11 protein-coding genes are annotated in these 11,146 nt (G+C 67.8%); 7 read left to right on the forward strand and 4 right to left on the reverse strand.

The window, feature by feature from the left end:
- Positions 1-102: 102 nt before the first annotated feature.
- On the reverse strand, positions 103-453 hold the full coding sequence (locus tag UG56_RS16465) for a MarR family winged helix-turn-helix transcriptional regulator (RefSeq protein ID WP_256206682.1): 351 nt from the start codon (positions 451-453) through the stop codon (positions 103-105).
- Between the two features lie 150 nt (positions 454-603).
- Here UG56_RS16465 and UG56_RS16470 point away from each other — a divergent pair, with 150 nt between their 5' ends.
- On the forward strand, positions 604-1,134 hold the full coding sequence (locus UG56_RS16470) for a hypothetical protein (protein WP_045548918.1): 531 nt from the start codon (positions 604-606) through the stop codon (positions 1,132-1,134).
- Here the strand turns inward: UG56_RS16470 and UG56_RS16475 are convergent.
- Positions 1,131-2,573 (reverse strand): amidase, encoded by a 1,443-nt coding sequence (locus UG56_RS16475; protein ID WP_045548917.1) that lies wholly within the window; start codon positions 2,571-2,573, stop codon positions 1,131-1,133. The genes UG56_RS16470 and UG56_RS16475 overlap by 4 nt on opposite strands.
- 188 nt (positions 2,574-2,761) lie before the next feature.
- On the opposite strand from UG56_RS16475, the gene UG56_RS16480 reads away from it, so the two are divergent.
- Positions 2,762-4,309: an AbgT family transporter gene (locus UG56_RS16480; protein WP_045548916.1), complete on the forward strand. Its 1,548-nt coding sequence runs from the start codon at positions 2,762-2,764 to the stop codon at positions 4,307-4,309.
- A 14-nt stretch (positions 4,310-4,323) separates the two neighbouring features.
- Here UG56_RS16480 and UG56_RS16485 read toward each other — a convergent pair whose 3' ends face one another.
- The gene (locus UG56_RS16485) at positions 4,324-5,307 is read right to left on the reverse strand and encodes an Lrp/AsnC family transcriptional regulator (protein WP_084101158.1); all 984 of its coding nucleotides are present in this window, start codon (positions 5,305-5,307) and stop codon (positions 4,324-4,326) included.
- A gap of 71 nt (positions 5,308-5,378) precedes the next feature.
- Between UG56_RS16485 and UG56_RS16490 the strand changes: the two genes are divergently transcribed.
- Positions 5,379-6,386: a 1-aminocyclopropane-1-carboxylate deaminase gene (locus UG56_RS16490; protein ID WP_045548915.1), complete on the forward strand. Its 1,008-nt coding sequence runs from the start codon at positions 5,379-5,381 to the stop codon at positions 6,384-6,386.
- 40 nt (positions 6,387-6,426) lie between these two features.
- Positions 6,427-8,775, forward strand: a complete 2,349-nt coding sequence (locus tag UG56_RS16495) for a transketolase-like TK C-terminal-containing protein (RefSeq protein ID WP_045548914.1) — start codon at positions 6,427-6,429, stop codon at positions 8,773-8,775.
- Positions 8,776-8,800: 25 nt separating this feature from the next.
- Here UG56_RS16495 and mftR read toward each other — a convergent pair whose 3' ends face one another.
- Positions 8,801-9,412 (reverse strand): mycofactocin system transcriptional regulator, encoded by a 612-nt coding sequence (gene mftR / locus UG56_RS16500; protein WP_045548913.1) that lies wholly within the window; start codon positions 9,410-9,412, stop codon positions 8,801-8,803.
- Positions 9,413-9,539: 127 nt separating this feature from the next.
- Here mftR and mftA point away from each other — a divergent pair, with 127 nt between their 5' ends.
- From mftA to mftC, 3 genes are read left to right on the forward strand one after another with little or no spacing between them, the layout of a single operon-like run.
- On the forward strand, positions 9,540-9,638 hold the full coding sequence (mftA, locus tag UG56_RS16505) for a mycofactocin precursor MftA (RefSeq protein ID WP_071327139.1): 99 nt from the start codon (positions 9,540-9,542) through the stop codon (positions 9,636-9,638).
- 10 nt (positions 9,639-9,648) lie between these two features.
- Positions 9,649-9,927, forward strand: coding sequence for a mycofactocin biosynthesis chaperone MftB (gene mftB / locus UG56_RS16510; protein WP_256206683.1), 279 nt, complete (start codon positions 9,649-9,651; stop codon positions 9,925-9,927).
- On the forward strand, positions 9,924-11,135 hold the full coding sequence (gene mftC, locus UG56_RS16515) for a mycofactocin radical SAM maturase (RefSeq protein WP_045548911.1): 1,212 nt from the start codon (positions 9,924-9,926) through the stop codon (positions 11,133-11,135). Before mftB ends, mftC begins: the two co-directional genes overlap by 4 nt.
- Positions 11,136-11,146 lie beyond the last annotated feature (11 nt).

Below are 11,146 nucleotides of genomic sequence, written 5' to 3' on the forward strand. Positions count from 1 at the left end.
GAAACACCGCCCTGATCCTATTTGCGCAGCCCCTTGGTCGAGCCACCACGCGCCTAGCCGTTCTCCGAAATCAGGTGTCTCCGAGGCGGACCTGGTGGGCGTTCAGCGACTGCTGTCACTGGACAGCAAACGCTCGACGATCGCCTTGAGCGCTGCCGCGTCGTCAGGCCCGAGCCGGTCCAGCAGGTGTCGACGGGTCGAGGCGTCCAGGGACGGCCCTGCCGCCTCGATCGTGCGTCGGCCCTCCGGTCGCAACGCGACTTCGACGCCGTTGGCGACCTTGTCCCGCGTCACGTAGTCACGTTTCTCCATCCTGGTCAGCTGGTGCGAGAGCCGGGTCCGATCCCAGCCCAGATCGGCGGCGATGGCGTTCTGCCGGAGGACGCCACCAGATTCGTACAGGCACACCAGGACGCTCAGTTCGGCCTCCGAGAGACCGGACGCTGCGGTCATGTCAGCGACGACCGCGGAGCGAACCGTCTCGTGCGCGCGCTTCCACAGCAGCCACAGCTCGGTCGCCTCACTCGAGTCCTCTGTTGACATATCAACACCGCCCTTCTAGGTTTGCCCGTACAACCCGACCTGCGAGTAAGGACTTCCGCAATGCTCGATTCCCGACGGCCTTACCTCAGCCTGCGCGCTGTGGCGCTTCTTCCCCTCGTGCTGTTCTTCCCGATCGCCATCGCCTTCTTCGTGAATCCGGACGTGGCGTGGGGAGAATACCTGGGGGTCTTCTTCCACCTTTCCATCCTCTTCCTCGTCGCGCGCCTGGAGGCGGCACCGTGGGCCAAGGCCGCCGGCTACGGATGGGTGGCCCTGGACGTGCTCGCCGGCATTCTGATGATCAACAACGTCCCGTACGACACGGCCTGGGCGGTCCGGCTCGGCGGCCATGTGCTCGCCGGTGTGTGGATCGTGTCGAGTTCGCTGGTCAGCAGGGCTTGGCCGGTCACCGTGATCGGCACGGTCACGGGGCTCTGGCTCGCCGCGTACTCCTTCGTGGGGGGCGTGCTTCCCGAGTCGTACCTGAGCCCGGCCGGCATCTGCATCTTGATCTGGTTCGCCCTCGTGGCGATCTTTCACCGGCCGACGGAGGAGCGATCGGCGGCGTCGGTGAGCCCGGCAGTGGTCTAGAGGGCGCTCGCTGGCCGCGTAGCTCTTCGGTCCGGACGGATGTGGTGCTGCGGGTTGACCTGCTCGAAGGCTTCGGCCACCGCCATCAGGAGATCGTCGGATCCGTCCGCGCCCACCATCTGAAGACCTACGGGCAAACCATCGATGTCGAAGCCGGCCGGCACCGACATGGCGGGCAGGCCCGTCGCCGAGATGAGCGTTGCCGCCCGCATCCAGTCCAGGTAGGTCTCCATGCGGACACCGTCGATCTCGGTCGGGTACTCCAGCGAGGCATCGAAGGGCTGTACCTGGGTCGCCGGGGCGAGCAGCACGTCATAGCGGTCGAAGAACGCCGTCGTGGACCGATGCAGGCGGGAACGGGCACGGGTCGCGGAGCGGAGATCGTCGGAGGTCAGCGCCAAGCCACGCTCGATGTTCCACTGCAACGCAGGCTTCAGCTCGTCGCGATGCTCGAGGTAGATCTGTTCGTAGGTGGTGGAGAAGTCGAGGGCGCGTGTGGTGAAGAAGACCTCGTCGGCGTCCCGGAGATCCGGAGCGGCGACCTCGACCCGGGCGCCCAGCGTCTCGAAGTGACGAACCTGCTCGGCGAGCACGGAGAGCACCGGACCCGAGACCGGGATACCGAGGCCGAGGTCGGGGGTCCACGCCACGCGTAGGCCGGAGAGGTCGCCGGCCCGCACTCGGTCGCTCACCGGGTGCTGGCCCGGCGGGTGAATCGCGGAAGACGGGTGCGAGCGCCCGATGACCGACATCATCAACCGCAGGTCGGCGACGGTGCGGGCCAGTGCGCCCTTGCGGGATATCCAGGCCCACGGGTCGTTCGCGTTGCCGAGCGGAACCAGGCCGGCCGAAGGGCGGAGGCCGATCAGGTTGCAGAACGAAGCCGGCGTACGGATCGAGCCGCCCATGTCACTGGCATCACCGGCCGGCTGGATGCCCGCGGCCACCGCGGCGGCGACGCCACCGCTCGACCCTCCCGCGCTGCGGGTGGGGTCGTAGGGATTGGTCGTCGTCCCGAAGACCGGGTTGAAGGTGTGGGAACCCGCGGCGAGCTCGGGGACATTCGTCTTGCCTGTCGTGATCACGCCGGCAGCACGGAGCATCGCGACGATCGGTGCGTCGGTGGACGGGACCCTGTCGGCGTAGACCGCAGACCCGAGAGTGGTACGCATCCCCGCGGTGTCGTGGGTGTCCTTGTGGGTCATCGGGACACCGTGCAGCACCGGGAGCGGTTGGCCGGCCGCGGCCCTGCGGTCGGCCTCGGCGGCGGCCTCGAGTGCGCGGTCGGCATCGAGCGTGCACACCGCGTTGATGGCTCCGTTGACCTGGTCGATGCGTTCGAGATGGGCGGTCACCGCCTCCCGTGCGGACAACCGGCGTGCGCGAAGGAGACCGGTCATCTCGAGAAGGCCGAGGTCGCAGAGTTCGGTGCTTTCCATGGCCACATCGTCGGCGATGTTTGCGATCTCCGTCAGCAGGGGCGGTCGTGTACTGCTCAAGTGATGCAGATTCGCCACGGTTGTGGCCGATTCCGCCAAAGGACGGCAAGGCTGTCTGAGGTGATGTGACTGACATCCGACGTTGCTAGCGTCCCGGCCACTACCTGACCCGGCTGAGGGAGTCCATCATGAGCACGACCAGCCCAGACGAGATCAACGCCATGTCTCCTGCGATGCGACGGATCTTCTCTGTCCTCGCAGCAGTCGAACGAATCGGCAACAAGCTGCCGCACCCATTCTGGCTGTTCTGGATCCTCAGTGGAGTCCTCGCGGTGGCCAGCGCCGTCATGGCGGCCGCGAACGTGTCCGTGACCCTTCCCGGCACCGACGAGACCCAGCGAGTGCAGAACCTGCTGTCGCTGGACGGCCTCACCTACGCGCTCGACTCCGCGCTGGAGAACTTCGCCGGATTTCCACCGCTGCCCGTCGTGGTCACCGTGCTCATGGGCGTGGCGGTCGCCGAACGTAGCGGTCTGACCGAAGCGGTGCTGCGGGCAACCATCGTGCGGCTGCCGGCTCGATGGGTGACATTCGCCGTCGCGTTCGCCGGGACCGTGGCTCACGTGACGTTCGACGCCGCGTTCGTCATCTTGATCCCCATGGCGGCGCTGGCATTCAAGGCGGCGGGACGGAACCCGGTCATCGGGGTGGTCACGGCGTACGTATCGATCTCCGCCGGATACAACGCCAGCCCACTGGTCACCCCCTCGGACGCGATCATCGGATCCCTGACCACCAGCGCCGCCCAGATCGTCGACCCGAACTATGTGGTCACCCCGACGGCGAGCTACTTCTGGAACGCCGCCTCCTCCGTCCTGGTCGCGGTGGTGGTCACCGTGATGATCGAGTTCGTCCTCAACCGGCGCCCGGAGGCGGAGTCCGACGAACTGGCGGACGGCGAGCCGATGGATCTGACGCTGTCGTCCCGGGACCGGCGCGCGATGTGGCAGGCGCTCGCCGTCGGTGCCGCCATGCTGGCGGTCGCCTTCGCCATCACGTTGCCGCCCGGCTCGCCGCTGCGCGGGGAGTCCGGCACACTCTCGGAGTCGATCATCCTGCTCAACATGGCGGTCGTCGTCTCCCTGCTCTTCGCCACCATGGGGTTCGTCTACGGGCGGCAGACCGGATCGATCGCGTCGCTGGGTGACCTGCCGGGGCTGATGGCCGAAGGCGTACGTCTGATCGCGCCGATCGTCGTCCTGTTCTTCTCCATCTCCCAGTTCCTCGCCTACTTCTCCTGGACCGGTATCGGCTCGGTGGTCGCGGTCGACGGCGCAGCGCTGCTCGAGCGGCTGGATGCGCCGACGCTGGTGATCCTCGCGATCCTGGTGGTGGTGGTCAGTGCCGTGAACCTGATGGTCACGAGTGGATCGGCGATGTGGTCGCTGATCGCCCCGGTCGTGGTGCCGATGCTGATGTACGTCGACATCTCGCCGGAGGTGGCTCAGACGGTTTACCGCATCGGCGACTCGTGCACGAACGCCGTCACCCCGATGAGCGCCTACTTCATCCTCGCGCTGGGATACATGCAGCAGTACCGGCGCAGCGCGGGCATCGGCACCCTGGCTTCCTACACGTTGCCGATCGCGTTGGTGCTGCTGGTGGTCTGGACGCTCTTCTTCGCGCTCTGGTACGCAGCTGGGATCCCGCTGGGACCCGGAGTCCCGGTTCGATGACTCGGGTGACGGGATCAGGTCGCATGGGCGCCGAGAGGCAGACGCACCCCGGAGCGCTTCATCGCCTCGAGGATGACCGAGATCTGCCGACTCTGCACCATCTGACGCCATGGCGCGGTGTCGATCAGCTCGTAGAGGGAGGCCTGGTCCGCTACCGCGACGTTGATGGCCAGGTCGTACTCACCCGCCAGCGCACTCATCTGCCGCACTCGTGGCTCAGCGAGAACGTGCTTGACGAACGTGTCGAGGCGCCCCGGAAGGACACGTACCCAGATCATCGCCTCGAACGGGAAGCCCAGCAGGGCTGGTTCGACCACGGCCCGCGACCACACGCGACGGTTGACCAGGAGCCACTCCAGCCGTCGCCGGGCGGTCGACTCACTGATCCCGGCGCCTCGAGCGATCTCGGTGGTGCTCGCCCGACCATCTCGGCGCAGCACCTGGGTGATGGCGCGGTCGGTGGGCGTGAGGGGCTCCGGCTCGCTCCCATCGGGCTGCTGCAGACCGAAGGGTGGCGCCTCGAGCGCAGCGATCTGTGCCGGGGTCAGGATCGGCGGGCGCCATTGACGTACGGACCGGAGGATGCGCAGAACGGGGTCGGCGTGTGCCCTTGCCAGACCGACCGTGGCGGGCAGTTCGTCGAGTACGAGCCGGGGCAGGTTCGCAGTGCTCACCCTGATCTCGGCGACACAGTCGACCCGGCCGGTGAGGGCGTATGCGAACACGCAGTCGGGGCGCTGCGCCAACGCCGTCGCCGTGCTCCGCACGGCGCCGACCGCGCACTCGGCTCGCACCATCACGGCGGCGTTGTGACCATCGAGGCTGGATATCTGGATCACCCGCTTGGCGAGGAGGTCGGTGCCACGCCTCGTGATGGTCCGCTCGGGTTCGTCCAGCACCTCGGCGATCCGTCTCCAGCTCACCCGCCCGTCGACCTGCATCGCCGCCACGATCTTGCGATCCAGCTCATCGAGCGGGGTCGCAAAGGGCGCAGGCACAGGCCCATTGTTCCCCAAGAGTTATTTCCTTCGTATGACCTCAGCTCAATCACTCACCGAGAGGAACCATCATGTCGCTCGACGACTTCGACCGCTATCCGCTGCTGTTCGGCCCCAGCCCGATCCACCGGCTCGACCGGCTGACCAAGCACCTGGGCGGCGCACAGATCTGGGCCAAGCGCGAGGACTGCAACTCCGGGCTCGCCTACGGCGGTAACAAGACCCGCAAGCTGGAGTACATCGTCCCGGATGCTCTCGCCAGTGGGGCGGACACGCTGGTGTCGATCGGCGGGTACCAGTCCAACCACACCCGCCAGGTGGCCGCGGTAGCCGCGAAACTCGGGCTCAAGGCCCGGCTGGTTCAGGAGAAGTGGGTGGACTGGCCCGACGTCACGAACGACCGGGTCGGCAACATCATGCTCTCCCGGATCATGGGAGCCGACGTACGACTGGACGCGAGCGGCTTCGACATCGGCATCAGGGACTCCTGGGAACAGGCGATGAAGGACGTACGCGACGCCGGCGGTACGCCGTACGGCATCCCCGCCGGCGCCTCCGAGCACCCGCTCGGCGGTCTCGGCTTCGCCAACTGGGCACGCGAGGTCGAGGAGCAGGAGGCCGAGCTCGGCGTCTTCTTCGACACCATCGTCGTCTGCACCGTCACCGGGTCGACCCATGCCGGGATGATCGCCGGGTTCGCCGGGCAGGATCGCCCGCGGCGGATCATCGGCATCGACGCCTCGGCCACGCTCGAGAAGACCCGCGCCCAGGTCGAGCGGATCGCACGGCACACGGCCGAGCTGATCGGCCTCGGCCGCGACCTGCGCGACGACGAGATCACCGTCCTCGATGGCTGGGCCGGCGACCTCTACGGGATCCCGGTCGAGTCGACCATCGACGCGATCCGGCTCTCGGGGGAACTCGAGGGCATGATCATCGACCCCGTGTACGAGGGCAAGTCGATGGCCGGACTGATCGACCTCGTCACCCAGGGTGAGATCGGGTCCGATTCGACGGTGCTCTACGCCCACCTCGGTGGGCAGCCGGCCCTCAACGCCTACGCTGGACTCTTCTCGTGATCAGGCGGGGTAAACGCCAGGCCAGGCCCAGGGAGATCGCATGACCGATGCCGATGTCGTCCGCACGACCGTCCCGACGAGCTCGCCGGAGACGATCGCCGCGCTCCGAGCAGTGGCACAACGCGTCCGCTGGCTCGCCACCGCGATCGTGGACGCGGCGAACCGTGGCCGTCCCAACCGGACCGGCGTCAAGGTCGGCGGACACCCGGCCTCCTGTGCCTCGATCGTCGAGATCATGGTCGCGCTCTGGTTCCACGAGCTCACCCGTCACGATCGGGTGTCGGTCAAGCCTCATGCTTCTCCGGTGCTGCACGCGATCAACTATCTGCTGGGAGACCTCGACGAGACCTACCTGCCGACCCTGCGGGCCAAAGGCGGCTTGCAGAGCTACCCCAGCCGGCTGAAGGACCCGGACACCGTGGACTTCTCCACCGGCTCCGTGGGCATCGGCGCGACCGCAGCGCTGTGGGCGGCGATGTCGCATCGCTACCTTCGGTCGCACGTCGACACCGCGCCCGAGGCCGGTCGTTTCATCAGCCTGCTCGGTGACGCCGAGCTCGACGAGGGAGCGGTCTGGGAAGCGATCGCCGACCCCGCGGTCTCCCGCCTGGGCGAGCTGATGTGGGTGGTCGACCTGAACCGCCAGTCCCTCGACCGAGTGATCCCCGACATCCAGATCGAACGACTCCAGGGGATGTTCGCGGCTGCGGGATGGCAGGTCGTCACCCTCAAATGGGGACAGTCGATCTCGCGGCTGTTCGAGCAACCGGGCGGCGCCGACCTGCGTGCTCGTCTCGAACAGATGCCGAACGAGGAGTATCAGCGCATGCTGCGTGTGGACGGCTCCGAGGTCGGCGCACGCATCGTCGCCTCCGGGGCGAGCAGAGAGCTCCAGGACCTCGTCGATCGAACCGCTCCCGACGAACTCGCCGAGGCTGTTCGCGACCTGGGTGGCCACGACCTTCCGCAGCTGATCGAGACCTTCGGCTCCCTCGACACTCATCGGCCGAGCGTGGTGTTCGCGTACACGATCAAGGGGCGAGGGCTCCCGACGGAGGGACATCCCAACAACCACTCGGCGCTCCTCACCGAGTCCCAGATGTCTACGCTCGCGGAGAGCACGGGCAGCAGCGTCGAGGATCCGTGGCGACGCCTGGCGCCCGGATCAGAGGCAGCGGAGCTCTGTGCCCGGCGCGCCGCCGCGCTTCGCCGCAGCCCGCACCAGGCAGCGCCGGCCCTACCGGTCCCACCCTCGCTGGGTCACCCCTACCGCAAGCCGATCTCCACCCAGGCGGCGTTGGGAAGGTTGCTGGCCGATCTCCCACGCGATGCTCCTCTGGCGGCAGCACGGGTCGTGACCTGCAGCCCCGACGTCGCCTCCTCGACGAACCTCGGTGGATGGATCAACAAGACCGGCGTCTGGTCGGTCGAGGACCGGCGCGACTGGTTCGCCGATGATGCGGAGCGAGTCCTCAAATGGTCGGAGGTGACCAGCGGCCGCCACATCGAGCTCGGGATCGCGGAGGTCAATCTGGTCGGCCTCCTGGGTGAGCTCGGGACGACCTGGAGCCGTTGGGGCGAGCGCCTCATCCCGATCGCCACTCTCTACGACCCCTTCGTCTCCCGGGCCCTCGAACCCTGGTCCTACGGCATCTACGCCGGGGCGCAATCCATCCTGGTGGGTACGCCCTCGGGGGTCACGCTCGCTCCCGAAGGCGGAGCTCATCAGTCCATCACCACCCCGTCGATCGGCCTGGAGCAGCCTGGTTGTGTCGCCTGGGAGCCATGCTTTCCCCAGGATCTGGAGTGGACGTTCCTGCACGCAATGAGCCAGGTCGGCATCGCCGGCGGAACCTCAGCGTACTTCCGTCTCTCCACGCGTCCCATCGATCCGGCTGCAGCGTCGCTTCCTGACGACCCCGATCTGCTCGAACGCCGCCGCCGTCAGGCGATCGCCGGAGGCTACCGACTCTCCGGCCATGATCCCCGAATCGAGGACGTCACGCTCGTCGGTGTCGGGGCGATCATGCCTGAGGTCGTGCGCGCCGCTGAGATCCTGGCCGATCAGGGTGTGGTGGCAGGAGTCGTCTGCCTGACGAGTCCCGACCTGGTGTTCCGTTCTCTCCAGCAGCGCGCGCGTCGAAACCCTGGAGAGGGCGGCAACATCATCGACGACCTGTTTCCCGCGGCGGCGCCAGCGCCCTTGGTCACTGTCATGGACGGGCATCCCCACACGCTGTCGTTCTTGGCGGGAGCCCGCGGTGACCAGATCCGATGCCTGGGCGTCACCGAGTTCGGGCAGTCCTCCGACCTCGACGACGCCTATCGAATCCACGGGATCGACACAGCCTCGATCTTGGACGCGGCACTGTCGTTGGCGGGTCGATAGCGGCAGATGACGCCTCGAGCGGGCGTCAGGCCGAGACGTACGAGCGCAGGTGCGCCATCGTGGCGTCGAGCAGGTGGGGGAGCGAGGCGTCCTCGTCGGCGAGCCATGCCTGGTAGGAGGTCAGCGCCAGGGCCAGGGCGACCTGGCCGACGGTCTGGGGGAGCAGGTCGTCGGGCCGCGTGCCGGTGCGCTCGGCGACGTACTCGGCGATGACCTCGCGCCAGCTCGCGTAGCGGAGCACGGAGTGGGCCTGGAGTGCCGGCGTGGTCAGGATCAGCCGCATCCGGTCGCGGTGGCTGGGGCTGGCGTCGGCGGGGAAGTCGTTGAAGGCGAGTACGCCGCGGTGGACCGCCTCGTGGAGCGGGAGGCCTTCGGGCATGGCGCGCAGGATCTCGCGGAAGCCGTCGAGGGTGCGGTCGAACTGTCCCCAGGGGATGTCGTTCTTGGACGGGTAGTAGCGGGTGATGGTGCGTCGGCCCACCCCGATCGCCTCGCCGATGTCGTCGAGGGTGGTGGCCTCGAAGCCTTTGGTCACGAAGAGCCGGAAGGCCGCCTGCTCGATCTCCGCGTGGGATGTCACCGCCGGGCGGCCGCGGAGCGAGCTGCGCGGCTTCGCATGGGCGGGCGTGGTCGGCATCCGTCGCAATCTATCAGGAGCCGCTTCGGCAAAGAGTGCATTGTTTCTGACGTCCTTCTATCTTTTTGACCCCGAGTGTCATTAATGTGGTGTGAGTCACTTCGGAGCGGAATGAAGGAGAGCTGTCATGAACCCTGACGAGAACACCCAGGTCGTGGACGAGGCCCTGACCGAGGAGTCGCTGATCGAGGAGGTCTCGATCGACGGCATGTGCGGCGTCTACTGAGATGACTGCCGTGAGCCTGGACAGCGCGTGGGCGCTGTCGCCGTCGGTGGCGCTGCGTCCCGAGCCGTTCGGGGCGCTGGCCTACCACTTCGGGAACCGGAAGCTGACCTTCCTCAAGCGTCCCGAGCTGGTGGCGGTCGTGCGTGCTCTGGAGTCGCACCCGGACGTACGCGGTGCGCTCGTGGCATCGGGGGTGCCGGAGGGCCAGCACGCTGCGTACGTCGCTGCGCTCTCCGGCCTCGCCCGGACCGACATGATCCGACCCGTCGGGCAGGGAGCGAGACGATGAAGCTGGTGGAGCACTTCGAGCTCGGCCTGGATGCGCCGATCTGCCTGACCTGGGAGCTGACGTACGCGTGCAACCTGGAGTGTGCGCACTGCCTGTCGAGCAGCGGCCGGCGCGACCCGCGTGAGCTGAGCACCGAGCAGTGCGAGGCGGTGATCGACGAGCTGCAGCGGATGCAGGTCTTCTACGTGAACATCGGCGGTGGCGAGCCGACGGTGCGCCCCGACTTCTGGCACCTGGTCGAGTACGCCGTGGCCCACGACGTGGGGGTGAAGTTCTCCACCAACGGTGTCCGGCTGACTCCGGAGCGGGCGCGGTGGCTGGCCGCGAGCGACTACGTCGACGTCCAGATCTCCCTCGACGGTGCCACCGCCGAGGTCAACGACCGGGTGCGGGGGACCGGGTCGTACGACACCGCGATCACCGCGCTGCGCAACCTGCACGAGGCGGGGTTCCGCGACGCCAAGCTCAGCGTGGTCTGCACCCGGGAGAACATCGGGCAGCTGGATGAGTTCAAGGCGATCGCGGACCGGTTCGGGGCGACGCTGCGGTTGACCCGGCTGCGTCCCTCGGGCCGCGGTGCGGATGTGTGGGACGAGCTGCACCCGTTGCCGGAGCAGCAGCGGGAGCTCTACGACTGGCTGGTCGCGAACGGCGACAACGTGCTCACCGGGGACTCCTTCTTCCATCTGGCTGCCTTCGGTCCTGAGGACGGCAGCGGGGCGCTGCCCGGGCTGAATCTGTGTGGCGCTGGTCGGGTGGTGTGCCTGATCGACCCGGTCGGCGACGTCTACGCCTGTCCGTTCGCGATCCACGACCAGTTCCTGGCGGGCAACGTGCTCACCGACGGCGGCTTCGACAACGTCTGGAAGACCTCGAGCCTCTTCCAGGAGCTGCGCGAGCCGCAGACCGGTGGCGCCTGCTCGGGCTGTGCCCACTACGACTCCTGCCGGGGCGGCTGCATGGCGGCGAAGTTCTTCACCGGCCTGCCGCTGGACGGGCCCGACCCGGAGTGTGTCCAGGGCTACGGCGAGACCGCGCTGGCGGGTGCCCGGACCATCCCCGCGGTCGGCCAGGACCACTCGCGCAGCGCGCCGAGCCGCAACGCACCGGTGCTGCTCACCCTCTCCCGGCGCCGGCCCGATGCCGAGCTGGTCCCTCCGGTGAGTGCATGCGCCGAGTCGCCCCTGGCCGGCTTCGCCCCGAACTGAACGAACCCCTG

Source organism: Nocardioides luteus (assembly GCF_000960475.2).
Classification (GTDB): domain Bacteria; phylum Actinomycetota; class Actinomycetes; order Propionibacteriales; family Nocardioidaceae; genus Nocardioides; species Nocardioides luteus_A.

What these genes read in the sequence shown, in the direction of transcription:
- UG56_RS16470 (WP_045548918.1), top strand. Translation starts at nt 604, where the DNA reads ATGCTCGATTCCCGACGGCCTTACCTCAGCCTGCGCGCTGTGGCGCTT.
- mftA (WP_071327139.1), top strand. Translation starts at nt 9,540, where the DNA reads ATGAACCCTGACGAGAACACCCAGGTCGTGGACGAGGCCCTGACCGAG.
- mftC (WP_045548911.1), top strand. Translation starts at nt 9,924, where the DNA reads ATGAAGCTGGTGGAGCACTTCGAGCTCGGCCTGGATGCGCCGATCTGC.
- UG56_RS16495 (WP_045548914.1), top strand. Translation starts at nt 6,427, where the DNA reads ATGACCGATGCCGATGTCGTCCGCACGACCGTCCCGACGAGCTCGCCG.
- mftR (WP_045548913.1), bottom strand. Translation starts at nt 9,412, where the DNA reads ATGCCGACCACGCCCGCCCATGCGAAGCCGCGCAGCTCGCTCCGCGGC.
- UG56_RS16475 (WP_045548917.1), bottom strand. Translation starts at nt 2,573, where the DNA reads ATGGAAAGCACCGAACTCTGCGACCTCGGCCTTCTCGAGATGACCGGT.
- UG56_RS16490 (WP_045548915.1), top strand. Translation starts at nt 5,379, where the DNA reads ATGTCGCTCGACGACTTCGACCGCTATCCGCTGCTGTTCGGCCCCAGC.
- UG56_RS16465 (WP_256206682.1), bottom strand. Translation starts at nt 453, where the DNA reads ATGACCGCAGCGTCCGGTCTCTCGGAGGCCGAACTGAGCGTCCTGGTG.
- UG56_RS16480 (WP_045548916.1), top strand. Translation starts at nt 2,762, where the DNA reads ATGAGCACGACCAGCCCAGACGAGATCAACGCCATGTCTCCTGCGATG.